General features: G+C 52.4%; 11 protein-coding genes and 1 tRNA gene. 7 read left to right on the forward strand and 5 right to left on the reverse strand.

Features of this window, described 5'->3' with window-relative positions:
- Positions 1-121: 121 nt before the first annotated feature.
- The 4 genes from ACFE8Q_RS09100 to ACFE8Q_RS09115 all read right to left on the reverse strand — a co-directional run bounded on the left by ACFE8Q_RS09100 (position 122) and on the right by ACFE8Q_RS09115 (position 7,040).
- The gene (locus ACFE8Q_RS09100) at positions 122-1,765 is read right to left on the reverse strand and encodes a RagB/SusD family nutrient uptake outer membrane protein (RefSeq protein ID WP_375445054.1); all 1,644 of its coding nucleotides are present in this window, start codon (positions 1,763-1,765) and stop codon (positions 122-124) included.
- A 29-nt stretch (positions 1,766-1,794) separates the two neighbouring features.
- Positions 1,795-4,983: a SusC/RagA family TonB-linked outer membrane protein gene (locus tag ACFE8Q_RS09105; protein WP_375445055.1), complete on the reverse strand. Its 3,189-nt coding sequence runs from the start codon at positions 4,981-4,983 to the stop codon at positions 1,795-1,797.
- Between the two features lie 331 nt (positions 4,984-5,314).
- The gene (locus tag ACFE8Q_RS09110) at positions 5,315-6,076 is read right to left on the reverse strand and encodes a patatin-like phospholipase family protein (RefSeq protein WP_375445056.1); all 762 of its coding nucleotides are present in this window, start codon (positions 6,074-6,076) and stop codon (positions 5,315-5,317) included.
- A 124-nt stretch (positions 6,077-6,200) separates the two neighbouring features.
- Positions 6,201-7,040, reverse strand: coding sequence for an MBL fold metallo-hydrolase (locus tag ACFE8Q_RS09115; protein WP_375445057.1), 840 nt, complete (start codon positions 7,038-7,040; stop codon positions 6,201-6,203).
- 132 nt (positions 7,041-7,172) lie between these two features.
- Between ACFE8Q_RS09115 and ACFE8Q_RS09120 the strand changes: the two genes are divergently transcribed.
- Positions 7,173-8,060, forward strand: a complete 888-nt coding sequence (locus ACFE8Q_RS09120) for a cyclase family protein (protein WP_375445058.1) — start codon at positions 7,173-7,175, stop codon at positions 8,058-8,060.
- A 140-nt stretch (positions 8,061-8,200) separates the two neighbouring features.
- Here the strand turns inward: ACFE8Q_RS09120 and ACFE8Q_RS09125 are convergent.
- Positions 8,201-8,274: transfer RNA gene (locus tag ACFE8Q_RS09125), tRNA-Ile, on the reverse strand.
- A 116-nt stretch (positions 8,275-8,390) separates the two neighbouring features.
- Between ACFE8Q_RS09125 and ACFE8Q_RS09130 the strand changes: the two genes are divergently transcribed.
- From ACFE8Q_RS09130 to ACFE8Q_RS09155, 6 genes are all read left to right on the forward strand, one after another.
- On the forward strand, positions 8,391-9,632 hold the full coding sequence (locus ACFE8Q_RS09130) for an HD domain-containing protein (protein ID WP_375445059.1): 1,242 nt from the start codon (positions 8,391-8,393) through the stop codon (positions 9,630-9,632).
- 199 nt (positions 9,633-9,831) lie between these two features.
- Complete coding sequence (lpxD, locus tag ACFE8Q_RS09135; RefSeq protein ID WP_375445060.1) at positions 9,832-10,857, forward strand: UDP-3-O-(3-hydroxymyristoyl)glucosamine N-acyltransferase; 1,026 nt, start codon at positions 9,832-9,834, stop codon at positions 10,855-10,857.
- A 104-nt stretch (positions 10,858-10,961) separates the two neighbouring features.
- Complete coding sequence (locus ACFE8Q_RS09140) at positions 10,962-12,356, forward strand: bifunctional UDP-3-O-[3-hydroxymyristoyl] N-acetylglucosamine deacetylase/3-hydroxyacyl-ACP dehydratase (protein ID WP_375445061.1); 1,395 nt, start codon at positions 10,962-10,964, stop codon at positions 12,354-12,356.
- Positions 12,357-12,451: 95 nt separating this feature from the next.
- Complete coding sequence (gene lpxA / locus ACFE8Q_RS09145; protein WP_375445062.1) at positions 12,452-13,243, forward strand: acyl-ACP--UDP-N-acetylglucosamine O-acyltransferase; 792 nt, start codon at positions 12,452-12,454, stop codon at positions 13,241-13,243.
- 44 nt (positions 13,244-13,287) lie between these two features.
- Positions 13,288-13,983 carry an ATP-binding cassette domain-containing protein gene (locus ACFE8Q_RS09150; protein ID WP_375445063.1) on the forward strand — a complete coding sequence of 232 codons (696 nt, stop codon included), beginning with the start codon at positions 13,288-13,290 and terminating at the stop codon, positions 13,981-13,983.
- Between the two features lie 165 nt (positions 13,984-14,148).
- On the forward strand, positions 14,149-17,400 hold the full coding sequence (locus tag ACFE8Q_RS09155; RefSeq protein ID WP_375445064.1) for a gliding motility-associated C-terminal domain-containing protein: 3,252 nt from the start codon (positions 14,149-14,151) through the stop codon (positions 17,398-17,400).
- Positions 17,401-17,421 lie beyond the last annotated feature (21 nt).

A 17,421-nucleotide genomic window follows, 5' to 3' on the forward strand; every position in this document is an offset into this window, starting at 1 on the left:
GGCTGGTCAGTATATCCACGACGTAGTTTACAATCGGATCTTTATTAAACACAAAAAGCCTGACTCATGAGCCAGGCTTTTTGTGTTTAATAAAGATCCGATTGTAAACTACGTCAGCACCTTACTTTGGATTTTTAATCGGCGCGCTCCCTGATGTAGCCGGGTTGTAGGCTAGTTCATTGTCAGGTACGTCCCAATAGTCCAGGAAGTTATAGTTGATAGTAGCATTGGTGCTCACCTTACCAGCTTTGTCTACCACTACAGCTCCTTTACGGCCATCGGTGATTACTCCCCAGCGGCGGGCATCGTAGAACGAGAGCGCCCGGAAGGCCAGGGCCACCCGGCGTTCTTTGCGCAGTTCTTCAAGTGCGGCGGTCTGGGTTAAACCAGTCAGAGCTGTCAGGCCGGCACCCTGGAAGGTACGAACGGCGTTGATGCTCGTGAGGCCACCCGCAATGTCGCTGGTATAGAGTTTGGCTTCGGCCTTCATCAATTCGTTCTCTTCATATGTACCAGCCAAATACAGTTCGTAAGCACCTATAGTGAGGTTCGTTAGCACTACTACACCCGGCAGGCCAGCACCACCATCTATCGATGTCCAACGGGTATTGAACGAGTTACCCCGGTCCTGATTGAAAAGAATGGGAGCTGCTGATTGTTTGAAGTTATTCGTTAATCGCTTGTCACCTACCGGAAAATCCTGAATCAGCCGTTCGCTGATTTTGTAGGTTCCACCCGTAGGGCCAAACGTTTTAGCGGCAATATTTCCGCTTTGGTTGTTCATAAAATCACCGTTATCGTTTGAGCGACCGGTAAACACCCTGTCTGTTGCCTGCACACCGTCGTTGGCAAGGGTCAGCACCTGCCCCCACTGTGCGGCAGTCATGGTTTTAGCTGGTGTATTCACCAGAATGTTACGGGCTTTCATGGTATTGATGTTCCGTTTCCATTCGGCTGGCGATGGCACCAATCCTTTGCCTACCCGGTTGAAGGCTGGTATTAGCCCTTCCATCACCGTGTTATAATCGGTTCCGCCTGCACCCAGAGCGGTCAGTGCTGTAGCCGACAGATCGAAGTTTTTGGTGGCTTCGTCGATGATCTTCTCCTTGGTCACGTAGTTGCCGTTGGTTGTGCCAGCTTTGTCATTAATGATGGCCGCGTAGTAGATTGAGCCTATCCGCGAATAGGCGTAGCCTTTCCACCAGTAGGCCCAGGCTTTGAGCGTGTTCAGTTTAACGGCCTGTGCGGCGGCATCGCCAGAGAATTTAGTACTGGCCGCAATCTCCAGCACCGAGTTCATACCATTGTTCAGGTTGTACATATACGCCCACTCGTAATACAGCGGATTCGATGCACCCTGTGCGTTCACATTAACTGTCCGTATCAGGGCAATCTGGGTTGAAACCGAGCTGGGATTCAGCACTTTAGTGCCGTCGTCGAGCGTGACCATATCGGGCATACCAATCTGGTTACCAAACTGGTTGGCTGCTTCTTCGCCAACAATATCACCCATGAGCTCGTGGAAGCCCAGTGCGCCTGTCAGGAAACCGCCGGGTACGCCATCGTAATATTTGATACCGGCACTAGTACCCAGGCCATTGATGTAGACCGTTCCCTGGCCCAGTGAAATAACCCCTACTTCAGTAGCTGCGCTCGAAGGTGTAGGCTGGTTGGGGTTTTTAACGTCCAATTCGTCCGTGCTACAGGCCATCATCAAGCTGGTGGCGGCGAGTGTAAGCAGGGTATGTTTAAAATATGTTTTCATCTTCATGAATTCGACTCGGTGGAGATTGATTAGAAACCGAAGTTCAGGCCAACCTGATACGAACGCAGGTTAGGCATTGTGTTGTGATCTGTACCCCGGTCAAAAGCTGAGTTTTCGTTACCCGTTGTCTGCCCTGAGCTCACTTCGGGGTCCATACCCGTATATTTGGTGAAGGTCAGCAGGTTCCGGCCGCTCAGTTCGAGCTGCAGGTTGCGGAAAGGCAGGCGGGGCAACGCTTTGGCGATGTTGAACCGCAACGATACGTTCCGCAGGCGAACAAACGAGGCATCTTCGTAGAAGTAGTTCTTGGTGCCGTTGTTTGCACCAGCCTGATACACACCACGATAGAAGGCCGTCCAGGCACCGGTGTTGCCATTGATGGTGATTGGCTCCGTATAGTCTGAGCTGATACCATCACGGTATAACCATGATTTGGTCTGGTTGTAGATGTGGCTGCCCTGTGTCCAGTCGAACTGGAAACCAAGTGTTACCAGATCACGGAACGATACCGTGTTGATAAACGACGAGGTAAACGATGGGTTCGGGTCGCCCAGGCTATACTGCTTCGAGCTAAACAGCGGCTGCTTGGTAGTTTTGTTGACCACGTACCCATTGCTGGCCACTTCATACAACGCCTTGTTCGACTCTGAAATAGCAGGAGTACCGTCGGGAAGAATCTGGTTCAGGTCGCGGATGGCCACGAAGCCAAACAGTTGCCCAATTTTCTCACCGGCTTTCAGCACGTAGTTGGTGCTACCGGCACTTGAGGTCACGGTGATTTGTGCGTTGCCTTTTACAGACGTAATCTCCGACGTTTGCTTGCCGAAATTGGTCACAAAATCCCAGGTGATGTCCTTACCGCGATACAGCGTCGTATTGAGCGAGAACTGTAGCCCGCTCGATGACAGCCCGAAGGCATTGTCTTTCAGTTGCCCTACACCTGACGATGGTGCTGCATCAACGTTATAGATCGAGTTGTCGGTGCTGCGTTTCCAGTAGCTCAACGAGAAGTTCAACCGGCGCAGCCATTCGCCATTACCGCCTTTCACCGCAAAATCAGTACCGATTTCAAGTTCTTTTGATACCTCTACGTTCAGGTCTGGGTTGTTCTGTGTTGGGCTGTAGAAGAATACGTTATTGGTGCCGAGCGTTCTGGTGTTCAGGGTTACGTAGCGGTCGAATGGGCGGGGCTGAATACCGGCCTCACCATAGGCAGCCCGGATTTTGAACTCAGGCACAATCTGTCCTAATGAGCTGTTCTGCCAGAAATTGAACGACGATGGCCGGATGTAGCCGTTGGCAGCGGGGAAACCAAATGGCGTTGACCCCCGACCAAATGCCGACGAGTAATCGCTACGGTAGGTGCCTGTGATGCCGCCATAATCACCAAACTCGATATTCTGGCTCAGCAGATAGCCGAACGTGATGAAGGGGGTTACGTTGTCGCGTGTGATGCGGTACGTACCTGCCTGAGCGGCCGTAACGGGGCTATATAGGGGCAAGCCGGTGCCATAGGTATTGTATTCGCTATACACGTTTTTGCGGTAATCGAACCCAACGAGCGTAGCCGTGCGGATAGGCAGGTTAATTTTGAAATCTTCCTTGAAATCCGTTTTAATGGTAGCACTGGTAAAGGCGTTCTGAAAAACCGTCTTGTAATTATAATCGCTCACTTCCCCTTTTTCATCAGGTGCGTTTATGCCTGTAGACCTGGTCTTATCAGCTATAATATTGCGGTTCTGCGATTGGTTGGCATAAGTATACCGATCCACTTCAGTCTGGTAGTTGAGGCCATAGCGGGCGTTCAGTTCCAGGAACTTAATGGGGTTATACGTCAGGTTCAGGCTTTGCAGCACATCGATCTTGTTGTCGTTGTGGGTCAGATACTGCTGCCGGAAGTTCGGGTTATACGCATTAACCCCAGACGCATCACCAAAATACGCACCATAATTGCCATCCACATCTGTCTGATCGTAGTTGGCAAACGGGCGCGTATTGTTCAACGAATACAGTAAGTTCCGATCATCTACCTTCAGGTTGTTGCGGGTATAAACCAACTGCGTTACACTACGGAGCTTGAGGTTTTTAGCCAGCGTGACACCGAGGTTGGTCACCAGGTTGGTGCGGTTGAAATCACCGTTATTCCGAATTGGGCTCGATTGGTAGTTGTTCGACAGTGTGATGCTGAAATCAGAAACGCTGTTGGCACCCGACAGGTTTACTGAATTATTGATCGTCTGCGAGGGGACCAGGAACATCTTGAAATGATCGTAGTACTGCAGGTTTTTGTCGTAAGCCTTGTTTGCATTGCTGTTTACGTCAAGCGCATTGTACTGAACGTTTTCGCTCCAGCGGAGTGAGTTGGGGTTCAGGGTAATGGGGTTGCCCGATACGCCAATGACGTTGTTGCTGGCATCGGTCACAAACGCATGCTTGTCGGCTTTGCGTACATTACCAATGTTCAGGTACGTGTTTTCGGCGTAGCTATTGGCGAAATTGACCCGGATCGGTCCTTCCTGTCCGCGCTTGCTGAACAATTGAATAACCCCGTTGGCACCCTGCGCTCCATAGAGCGTTGAGGCCGCCGCACCCTGAATCACCTCGACCCGGTCTATACTGCTCAAATCCAGCGAGTTAAGGTCGGTTACCCCAACCTGTAAACCGTCCATGATCACAATCGGAGCCGTGCCTCGGTTCACTGTGTTGATACCGCGCAACAGAATGTTGGCGCGGGCACCTGGCGTACCGTTGGCACTCACGATCTGCGCACCGGCAATTTTACCAACCAATGCCTGATCGATTGAGGCGGTGGGTGCAGTAGGCAGGTCTTTGGCCGATACTGATTCAACCGCAATACCCAGTTTTGCTTTGGTTGTGGCTACCCCAACACCCGTTACTACTACTTCAGAAAGTTGACGGGAATCGCTGGTAAGTGCAACGTTGATAACTGACTGGTTACCCACTGAAACCTCTTTGGTTACCGATCCTACGAAACTGTAAACTAGCGTTACACCAGTACCTGGAATTGACAGTGAGTATTTCCCTTCTGCATCTGATGATACGCCCCGTGTTGTTCCTTTAATAACTATCGATACGCCTGGAATAGCCTGATTATCATCGGCCGATGTGACTTTACCGGTCACTGTCCTGTCCTGGCCAAACCCCATTGTCCAGGTAGAGCAAACCAGCAGTAAGCTCATAAGTAGTAATTGCCTCATGTATGCGGTTTTTAGATATAAGTGAAAATACGATGGTTAATGAATCTGCAAAACTAATTATCGAATGGTAAGTAGACAATAGTAAATCTATCTTTTGTCAAATTTTTATTCCGTATCACACATTAAAGCCAAAATATTCTTCTACCAATAGGTTATTATATAGTGGAATAAGCTACAGCATTCTCCTTTTTTATTGCAGACAATCACTATAAAATGTCAGAAATAAGGCAATATTTAGGCAATATTGTAAGTATAAATTCTTAAATAGAAAACGAGTAGCCGCTAATAAGCTGCCCGATTTCTACGAACTATAGTCTGAATAAATTCTTGCTTAAACAGCGCTGGCGATCGTGTCGGCGATCCGAAGTGTACGGGCGTAGCGGTAGCCGGCCTGGAAGATATCTCGGGCCCGACGGATGTCAGACACACTGAAGTTGACCAAGGTAGGTGGCTCAATCACGAAGTTACACTGCTCCAGCCGCTCTTTGGTTTTACTGCGTACCGACAAAACCAGGCTTCGCTCAATGACACCCCGCGCCGTACGAATTGGCCGATGGGCTGGAAATGGATTGCAGTGCGACCCGATGATGTAATCAACTTTACCGAGCACAGGCTCAATGGGCAGGTTGTTTAGTACTCCTCCATCGATATACTGCTTTTTATTGATCAGCAGCGGTTCGAAAATGCCCGGCAGGCAGCAGGAGGCCAGTACAGGCCGGATAAGCTCACCTTCCTCGAAGATGACCAGTTCACCCGCGTTGAGGTCTACCGCCGCCACATGCAGGGGTATACTGAGCGACTCGAAACTATCGGCAGGAATGTATTTACGATACAGGTCAATGGCGGTATCGATCCGTAACAGGCCCATCCTGGTCCAGGCAGGACGCAGGTGACGGACAAACGACGATGATTCAATGATCTTTAGCGACTCGTCGGGAGTGTAGCCTGTGGCCGTCAGCGCACCGGTGATGGCCCCCGCACTCGTTCCCGACAGACGACTGATCTGTACGCCCTGTTCCAGCAGCGCTTTTATAACTCCAAGATGAGCGATTCCACGCGCACCACCTCCCGACAATACCAGGCCAATTTTCATTGAATTAGAGCTAATTACAAAGGAACGTATGCTACTCGATGTTGGCTAGTGAATGCTGGATAGCAAACTAGTGTTCACTATCCAGTATCCATTAACCAAACAACGTGCCGGGCAATACGAAGGTTTACGTTAGCAAGTCGGCCAGCGCGCCACGTTGGCGAATCTTCACCCCTTTCTCGGTCTGCTCAACGGTGGCGGCTTCTGTTGTAGCATCGTGTTCAAAAACCAGTATCCAGTTGCCCGCAGCGGCCTCCGCCAGTAGTCGTTCCTTTTCGGTCATGGTCAGCAACGGCCGCACGTCGTAACTCATCACGTAGGGAAGCGGCACATGCCCGGCCGACGGAATCAAGTCGGCGCAGTACAACAGGGTACGGTCGCCAATAGTTAATTTGGGCAGGGCCATTTTCTCCGTATGTCCATCCACATAAACCAGGTCGAGGCCCGGAATAGCCAGGTACGTATCGCCGAAGAACTGGAGTTGTCCACTTTCCTGCAACGGCATCATGTTCTCGCGTAGAAAAGAGGCCTTTTCGCGCGGATTCGGGTTTGTTGCCCAGGCCCAATGGTCGGAGTGTGTCCAGTAGGTAGCCTGCGGAAACGTGGGACGCAGCATGTCTCCGGCCCGCTCAACGGCACCGCCCACATGATCGAAGTGCAGGTGAGTCAATAGCACATCGGTGATGTCATTTAGGGCATAGCCCGCCCGTCGAATCGAGTTTTCGAGCGTCGCATCACCGTTGAGCGCATAATGCCCAAAGAATTTTTCGTCCTGTTTGTTACCAATGCCTGTATCGACCAGAACCAGCCTGCCGTCTACTTCGATCAACAGGCAGCGCATGGCCCAGTTGCAGCGGTTCTGGTCGTCGGCCGGAAAATTCTTTTGCCAAATCGGTTTCGGCACTACGCCAAACATAGCCCCGCCATCGAGCTTAAAAAAACCGGTGTCGATCGTCTGTACAGTCATGGGAGTCGTTGATAAATGATGGACGAACTTACGGATAATTCCCCTACCCGACCGCCTGGTTCTACCCGAAACGCTACCTTCGCCCTCGGGCACTAGCCCAATTGCCCACCCAATAACTTAATTACACGGTCAATGCAACAGCGGGTACAATTTGATTTTGACATACACTTCACCAACGGAGGCAGCCTGACGGGTACCGATTTCCGGCTCGACATCGCTGGTAATACGATCACCGACAACGAACTGACTGATTACATCATCGCCGATCTGAGGTTGTTGATGGTCGGTCAGGTTATTATTCGCAACAAGGTCATTTTCACCGAAGCCCACAAGCGAACCGCGATCAACGAACCGGGGCAACGTACCCAGTTCATCGATCTCAGCCACACGATTGAGGCGGGGCTGATTACTTACAAAGGCTTACCGGCACCGATCATCTGCGACTTTCTGAGCCGCGAAGATTCCCGTAACTTCTATGAAGAAGGCACCGAGTTTCAGATTGGAAAGATCGAGATGGTCGCCAACACCGGAACGTACCTGGACTGCCCGTTTCACCGCTTCCCCGATGGCAACGATCTGTCGCAGGTTGGCCTCTACGCCTTCACGGATCTGGAAGGAACCGTAATCCGATTACCTCATAACCAGTCGCTTGCCGTTACTGCTGACCACCTGAAAAACCACGAGATCAGAAACCGGGCCGTTTTGATCCACACCGGCTGGGACGAACACTGGAATACCGATCGATACTACACAAATCACCCTTACCTGACGGCCAATGCAGCTACATACCTGCGCGACTGCGGCGCAAAACTGGTCGGCATAGACTCGCATAACATTGATGACACCAGCGGCCGAAGTCGCCCGGTACATACCACCTTACTGAGGGCCAACATTCTGATTGTCGAGCACCTGTGTAATTTATCGGCCGTACCAACCAGTGGTTTCACCTTCAGCGCTATACCGCCAAAATTCAAGGGCGTAGGTACGTTCCCGGTACGGGCAATGGCAAAAATTCGGTAGCGCATATCGTATACGGCACCGGCCGTGTAGTCAGTTGACATGAGCGGGCTTTTTACTGTACGGCCGGTGCCGTGTACGACATGCTACCCTGTAAAAAATCAAAAATGCCCCGCAAACAGATCGTCTGCGGGGCATTTTTGTGGGCCAGCCTGGGCTCGAACCAGGGACTTACTGATTATGAGTCAGGCACTCTAACCAACTGAGTTACAAGCCCATATCAGAAAATAGTTTCCTCTCTGACAGCACAAAAATACAGGTTTCAACGGAATTAATGACCATCGGGCGCAATTTTTCGTTTTTAAGGCGGTAACGACCTGCTACCTTTAGCCTATGGCCAATAAGAAGAAAATCCTCAACGACCCGGTCTACGGTTTCATCAGTATCCAGTCGCCGTTACTCTTCGATCTGGTCGAACATCCACACTTTCAGCGGCTTCGGCGCATCAAACAGCTCGGATTGTCGGAATACGTATATCCGGGAGCCCTGCATACGCGCTTCCACCATGCGCTGGGTGCCATGCACCTGATGGGGCAGGCTACAGGTACGTTATGCAGCAAAGGCAATCAACTCTCGGACGCTGAATGCGAGGCGGCTCAGATCGCTATTCTACTCCACGATGTTGGCCACGGTCCGTTCTCACACGTCCTGGAATGTTGCATTCTGGAAGACGTTCCCCATGAAGAGATCTCGCTGATGCTGATGCACGACCTCAACCGGCAGTTTGGCGGGGCCTTGTCACTGGCTATCGAGATGTTTGAGGGGACATACCACCGGCCCTTCTTCCACCAACTGATTTCCAGCCAATTGGATATGGACCGGATGGATTATCTCAACCGCGACTGTTTCTATACGGGCGTGGCCGAAGGCGCTATCGGGGCCGAACGGATCATTAAAATGCTTGATCTGGCCGACGATCAGCTTGTGGTGGAAGATAAGGGAATCCTGAGCGTCGAGAATTTTCTGAACGCGCGGCGGCTCATGTACTGGCAGGTATATCTGCACAAAACGTCGATCTGCTGCGAGTCTATGCTGGTACAAATTCTACGCCGGGCGCGCTTTCTGGCGCGGAATGGCGAGCAGATCGAGGCGCTACCAGATTTTCTGATGTTTTTGCGCGAAAGCATATCGATCGATGAGTTCAAGGCCAACCCCGACTACCTACAGGCGTTCACCCGCATCGACGATTACGATGTCTGGGCCTGCGTAAAAGCGTGGGCTACCCACCCCGACCCGGTCCTGTCTATGCTCTGCCAGATGCTGCTCGACCGCCGGTTGTTCAAGATAATCCTCTCTACCGAGCCTTTCCAGCCCGTTCTGGTTGAGGAAATGACGCAGCAGCTCCGCCGCAAAGGGCTGTCTGACGATGAGTTATCGTATTTTTTGGTTGAAGGGCAGGCTACCAACGCCGCCTACCTACCTACGGGTGATTCGATCAGGATCAAGTTCAAAAATGGGCTCGTTCGCGATATTGCCGACGCATCGGACCTGGCCAATATCGGTGCGTTATCAACCATTGTCAGGCGGCATTATGTTTGCTGGGCGCGCGAACTGGATTGGGCTGTGGTGAAGTGAGTCTTCTGTCCTCTGTTGCGCTGCTATATCACGTTGCTTGCTGAGCAGCAGCGCAACAGAAGACTGAAGACTCATTTAGACAGCACCAACAATAAATTGAATTAAACGGCCATTTATACGAATAGTGCAATTTGTTGGCTACCTTGCGCACCTAACGTCAGTAACGACGAAATCCTACTACCCGGATTCTAAAAAGCATATGGAGTTCACAGTCAGGCAAATAGCCGCCCTGCTCAACGGTGACGTTAGCGGTGATGACAGATTGAAAGTCAGCCAGTTAGCCAAAATCGAAGAAGCATTTGCGGGCAGTATTTCCTTTCTTTCTAACCTGAAGTATGAGCCATTCATCTACAATACGCAGGCATCGGCCGTGATTGTAGACCGCTCGTTTACGCCCCGTGAACCCGTTTCTACTACGCTTATTCAGGTCGATAATGCCTATCTGGCCTTCACCCGATTATTAGAAGAATACCATCGGCAGGTTAGTTTCGCCCGAGTTGGTATCGAACAGCCCTCATTCATTCATGAGAGCAGTCAGATGGGCGAGCGTGGGTATCTGGGCGCGTTTGCCTACGTAGGAAAGCACTGCCGAATTGGGCAGAATGTAAAGATCTACCCGCACACCTACATCGGCGATAATGTGACCATCGGCGACGATACGATTATTCATCCGGGCGTTCGGCTGGTCGATAATACCGTGGTTGGTCATCACTGCATCATTCACCCCAACGCGGTTATTGGCTCCGATGGGTTCGGTTTTGCCCCGCAGGCCGACGGCACCTACAAGACAATACCCCAATTGGGAAACGTGGTGATCGAAGACTACGTGAGTATTGGTTCCAACACCACGATCGACTGCGCCACGATGGGGTCGACCATCATCCGGCAGGGGGCCAAGCTCGACAACCTGATCCAGATTGGCCATAATGTAGAGATTGGCCGAAACACAGTTATTGCTGCCCAAACGGGCATTTCGGGCTCCACCCGGATCGGCGACAACTGCGTGATTGCGGGGCAGGTTGGCTTTGCCGGGCATTTGACGATTGCAAACGGCACGAAAGTAGGGGCGCAGTCGGGCATTGGCAAAAGCGTTGTTGAAGAAGGTATTTCATTGAATGGATCGACGGCTTTTTTGCTGCGTGATAACATGCGTTCACAAGCTATCTTCCGGCGGTTGCCAGAGCTTGAACGACGAGTAAGTGACTTGGAAAAAAAACAAAATTAGTCTACTGTTTGCTGTTTACTGTCTTCTGTTGCGCTGCCCAGGTACGTATCGCTACTCAGCGAAGCAACAGAAGACAGTAAACAGCAAACAGTAGACAGATTAAGATGAATATTAAACAGCAAACTATACAGAAAGCCGTTTCGGTATCGGGCGTGGGACTGCATACGGGCGTATCGGCCACGATGACGTTCATGCCCGCACCAGCAAACCACGGGTATAAGTTTCAGCGGATTGACTTGCCGGGCCAGCCAACTGTAGACGCCGACGTCGACTTCGTTGTCGATCTGTCGCGTGGTACAACGCTGGAGCAGAATGGGGCCCGCATCCACACCGTCGAGCATACGCTGGCAGCGCTGGTTGGCCTCCAGATCGACAATGCGCTTATCCAACTCGATGGGCCGGAGCCGCCTATTATGGATGGCTCATCGATCAAGTTTGTGGAGGCACTTCAGTTTGCCGGTATCGAAGAGCAGAACGCGGATCGCAAGTACTTCGAGATCACCGAGTTTGTACACCATCGCAATGCCGAGAAAGACATTGAGATTGCCGCCCTGCCGCTCAACGACTACCGGCTGACGGTGATGGTGGATTACAACTCGCAGGTGATCAACAGCCAGCACGCTTCCCTGAACGACCTGACGCTGTTTTCGCAGGAAATTGCGTCTTGCCGTACGTTTGTTTTCCTGCATGAACTGGAGATGCTCTATAAGCAGAACCTGATCAAAGGGGGCGATCTCAGCAACGCTATCGTTATTGTAGACCGCGATGTTGATGAGGGCGAACTCGACCACCTGGCCGAGTTACTCAATAAACCACGGGTGGGCATCAACCGGCAGGCGGGCATTCTCAACAACCTGCAGTTGCATTACCCCAACGAGATGGCCCGTCACAAGCTGCTCGACATGATCGGTGATCTGGCCCTGATTGGCCGGCCCATTAAAGCGCAGATTCTGGCCGCCCGGCCTGGCCATGCGGCCAACGTAGCGTTTGCCAAGAAAATCAAAGGGCTGATTCAGAAAAATGCCCAGAATCAGGTGCCTCAATACGATCCGAAGCAACCACCCGTTCTGGACATTAACCGCATCACGCAGCTACTGCCCCACCGGTATCCGTTCCAGATGATCGACAAAATCGTTGCGCTCGATGAGAACAGCGTGGTTGGCATCAAGAACGTGACCATGAACGAACCGTATTTCCAGGGACACTTTCCGGGCAATCCGGTTATGCCGGGTGTTTTGCAGTTAGAGGCAATGGCGCAGACGGGCGGTATTCTGGTGTTGAGTACCGTTCCCGACCCGGAGAATTACTGGCCATACCTGATTGGCATCGAGAATTGTCGGTTCCGGCGCAACGTATTACCCGGCGACACCGTAATCTTCCGTTGTGAGTTTAGCTCGCCCATGAAACGGGGTATTGTAAAGATGCAGGGACGTGGGTACGTAAACAATCAACTCGTTTGCGAAGCCGACATGATCGCGAGCCTTGTAAAAAAGAAATAGTCATTCGTCGTCATTAGTAGTCATTCATGGTCATCTGTTGCAGACTATAAATGCCGCTAATGACCACTTAATGACAACCTTATGACATTTCTATAATGATTCAACCATTAGCCTACGTCCACCCCGAAGCCAAAATTGCCCAAAACGTTGTCATCGAGCCTTTCGCTATCATTCATAAGGACGTTGAGATCAAGGAAGGCACCTGGATTGGCTCCCATGCAGTAATCAATTCGGGGTCGCGCATTGGCCGGAACTGCAAAATTTATTCGGGTGCCGTTATTGCCGGCGTCCCCCAGGATCTGAAGTTCAACGGGGAAATAACCCAGGCTATCATCGGTGACAATACCACCATTCGGGAGTATGCTACCATCAGCCGGGGAACAGAAGAGCATTGGCGTACTCAGATCGGTGCCAACTGCCTGATTATGGCCTACGCCCACGTAGCCCACGACTGCCGGATTGGCGACCATTGCATCGTGACCAACAATGTGCAGATGGCTGGCCATGTCCATATGGGCGACTGGGCCATCATCGGTGGATCAAGTTCGGTGCTTCAGTTCACCAAAATTGGGGCCCATGCCATGGTGTCGGGCGGCTCACTCGTTCGCAAGGATGTGCCCCCGTTTACGAAAGCGGCCCGCGAACCCCTGTCTTATGCCGGCATCAACTCGATTGGGCTCCGCCGACGGGGCTATAGCAACGAGCAGATCAACGAGATCCAGGAAATTTACCGGTACATTTTTCTGCGCGGCTTTAACAATGCCGAGGCCCTCAACCGCATTGAACTGGAGATTCCCGCCACGGCCGAACGCGACGAAGTGCTCAACTTCGTCCGCAATTCAGAACGTGGCATCATGAAAGGCCCCGGCAGCGGAGGGGGAGAATAACTTTCAGTTTTCAGTCTGTAGTTTTCAGTTTTCAGTTGCGCTGCTTGCTGACTACCTTACCACTTAGCGAAGCAACTGAAAACGGCAAACTGAAAACTGAAAACCTCACGTTAGTAGCTGAACAGATCGGGAAAAAATACCGCCGGGAATGGATTTTCCGGGGGGTTGACCTCACGCTGTCGGCGGGAACCAGCTACACTTTTGTTGGCCCTAATGGAAGCGGCAAATCGACCCTGCTCCAGGTACTGGCGGGTATGCAGCCTTCCTCGGCGGGAAAACTAACGTACCTGCACGCAGAAAAGCCAATCGAAGAAGACGACTGGTTCCGCCACATCGTTCTGGCCGCCCCCTACCTTGAACTAATCGAAGAACTGACCCTCAGCGAGTTACTTGACTTTCATCGCCGCTTCAAACCATTTCGCAACGGAGCCGAACCGCTCGACCTGATCGAGCAGATGAAGCTTACCCACGCCCGAAACAAAGAGATCAAGTTCTTCTCATCGGGCATGAAGCAGCGCGTTAAACTCGGCCTCGCTTTTTTCTCCGAAGCGCGTATCGTTCTCCTCGACGAGCCCACGTCCAACCTCGACCGGCAAGGCACCGACTGGTATCACGAGCACGTTACCCAGCTTATTGCGCCCTCCACACAGCCCCCCGTTCTCCTGCTGATCGGCTCTAATCAACCCACCGAATACGACTTCTGCCCCAATGTCCTGGACGTAACGCAGTGGAAACGATAGTCGCTGGTTGCCTAAATTGCCGCCCCTACGCCATGAATTGAATAAAAGAGCCATATTAGTTGGAGAGTCCGATAAATCGAAGGGAGCCTCTTACAAATGAAAGGCATCGCAAAGGCCGGAATAATTTTTGTAGCTTTCGGTAAGGTAATGCCCTACCCTACCTCTATGCGCTTTATTCTAACCTGGCTGGCCATTTTTTCAACGTACCTGATCTGTTGGTCGGCCCCGCATGGCATAACTGACCCAATCCAGCCGGGCATCGTTTTCGTTGAGAATAAAGGGCAGTGGCCCGATGATGTTCTGTTCCGGGCCGATCTGCCGGGCGGGTTTCTCTTTCTGAAAAAAAGTGGCCTTCATTACGCCTTCTACGATACCCGCGAAACAGCCCGCCGACATGCCGCTCCCGCTTCCAGCGAGCCTATTCTGCCCACCATTCGGGCGCATGGTGTCGGCGTGGAGTTGCTAAACCAGACCGGTACGGTCCGTATTGAAGGCATTCATCCGGTGGGTACGTCGTTCAGCTATTTTACCGGTAACGATCCGGCACATTGGGCGGGTAGTACACGCGGATTCCCGGAAGTGATATACCACGACGTTTACCCCGGTATCAACCTCAGAATTTACGCGTACTATCAAACCCTGAAATACGAATTTGTGGTGCAACCCGGAGCCAACCCGGCCAACATTCAACTGGCGTATTCAGGCACCGATCAGCTTTCACTAACCGATAACCGGCTGATCATTAAAACATCGGTGAATGAATTTCGGGAAAATGCGCCCTACAGTTTTGTTACGCGGGCCGACAAAGCCACTGAAGTTGTCACCCGCTGGGTGCTGGATGGAAAACTTGCCCGGTTCGAGTTCCCGAAAGGATACGACAACACCCAAACGCTGACCGTCGACCCGGAACTGGTGTTTACTACCTTCTCCGGCTCGCGGGCCGACAATTTCGGACATACAGCTACCTACGACGCCGGGGGGAATACCTACGTGGCCGGGTCGGTCTGGGGTACGGGGTTTCCGACCACAACGGGTGCCTTCCAGGTCAACTACGCCGGACAGACTGACGTCGGCATCATGAAATTTTCGCCCGACGGTTCTCAACTGATCTATGCCGTAAATCTCGGTGGTAGCGGGGCCGATTTACCCCACAGTGCCGTGGTGAACAGCAAGGGCGAACTGATTATCATGGGCACAACGGCCTCCGCTGCGTTCCCGACTACAACGGGCGCATTTCAGCGAACACTCAAATCGCTACAAGGTGGCGGAGCGTCGGTTTACGGAGGCTATCTTGATTATGAACTCGCCAGTGACCTGTTCATCGTCCGTCTGAGCATGGATGGCAAATCATTGACTGGCAGCACGTTACTTGGCGGCTCCGGCAATGACGGACTGAACCTGTACGTTTCCCCATCAACCCACGTCCGTAATTATTCCGACGAGTTTCGGGGCGAAATTATTGTTGGCCCCGACGACGACGTGTACCTGGCCAGCACCGCACAATCAGCCGATTTTCCGGTGACGGACGGCTCTGCCCTGGCGGGTTATTCAGACGGCATCATCAGCCGCCTGTCGGCTGATCTGACACAACTCCGCTGGTGTACCCGAATTGCCGGCAACAACGTCGATGTGGCCAACGGGCTGCGCCTGTCGCCCGACGGAACGCTGTATGTCTGTGGCAGTTCGTACAGCACCAATCTGGGCACGGCAGGTAGCCTGCAACCCCAACTCGCAGGATTGAACGATGGCTATCTCGCCCGCCTGACCGACGCGGGGAAGATCATGGCACTAACATACCTGGGTACGACCTTTTCAGACGTAGCCCACCTGGTTGATATTGGCCCCGACAACGTACCTCATGTGCTGGGTCTTACAAAGGGGCTTTATCCGGTGTCAGCAAACGTGTACAACAACGCCCGTAGTGGCCAATTTATTCACGCCCTCTCGCCCGACTTGAGCAAAACGGTCTTCTCTACCGTGATCGGAACCGGGCGGGCTTTGCAGAGCAACGGGTCAATTACCGGCCCCGATATTTCGCCTACGGCCTTCCTGGTCAATTCCTGCGGCAACATCTACCTGGCGGGTTGGGGCGGAACCGTCAATCAGCAGAATGGCTACAATACGTTTAGCACCACCACCGGCCTGCCCGTCACGCCCGACGCGTATCAGCCCGTGACGAGCGCCAGCAATTTCTGGATCGGCGTACTGGAACGGGGTGCCAGATCACTACTTTACGGCACGTTCATGGGCGACACCCGATCGGCCAACGCCGCCACCTCAGACGGGGACCATGTGGACGGCGGCACATGCCGATTCGACAAAGACGGCACCATCTACCACGCCGCCTGTAGCTGCCGAACCAACCTGTTTCCGGCTACCGCCACCGCCTGGTCGAAAGCACGCGGTAATTCCAGTTGCAACAACATCGCCTTTAAGTTCGATACCGACAAGCTAAAAGCGACCTTCGATACGTACCTGGGCACGAAGAAAAATGTAACTGAAGGCTGCGCACCACTTACGCTGAATTTCCAGAATACCAGCATCGGCGGGCGGCGATACGAGTGGCAGATTCTTGGCAACGTGCAATCGACCAATGCGTTGGCAACAAGCTATACCTTTGACAAACCCGGTGAGTACATTGTACGGCTTCGGGCTTATAACCCACTGAATTGCAAGCTGGTAGATTCTACGCAACAGATTATCAAGGTAAACCCGGCCAATTTTCAGGTCAGTAAAGACACCGCCCTCTGTGCCGATCGGCCGGTATCACTCACGGCCCGGGGCGGGGTAACGTACCTGTGGTCGCCAGCCATCGGCCTGGCCAACCCAACGTCGGCGAGTATTCTGGTGGCGGCGAAGACAAGTACAACCTACAGCGTGTCGATCACCAATGAATACGGCTGCTCAGTGACCCGAACCGTGACCGTGAGCGCCGACAATACCTTTAAACCCAACATCAGCGTGGAGGCCACACCCGATTGCGGCAAACCCACCCGCCTGACGTTCACCAACTCGACGGTTGGAGCTACTCAGTTTTTGTGGGCGATGGGCAATGGCGATACACTTCGTACGCGAATGCCCGAGAATTACCGGTATCCCCGTTCAGGTACGTATGAGATTACCGTTACAGCCACCAAAAATGACTGCGCTATTTCGCTCAGCTACCCGATCATCTACGAAGATTTCAGCCAGATACCCAACACGATCACGGCCAATGAAGACGGCAAAAATGACGTCTTCGACGTTGGTTTCGCAAAAGCAAAGCTGGAAATATATAACCGGTGGGGTAAACTGCTCTACCAGACCGACAACTACGCCAACGACTGGGGCCGCAAAGTGGCCCACGGCACTTATTTTTACCTGTTAACCACTCCCGGCGGCAGCCAGTGCAAAGGCTGGATCGAAGTGCTGGAATAAGGAAAAATGTTCAATGTCTAC

This window comes from uncultured Fibrella sp. (genome assembly GCF_964250085.1).
GTDB lineage: Bacteria > Bacteroidota > Bacteroidia > Cytophagales > Spirosomataceae > Fibrella.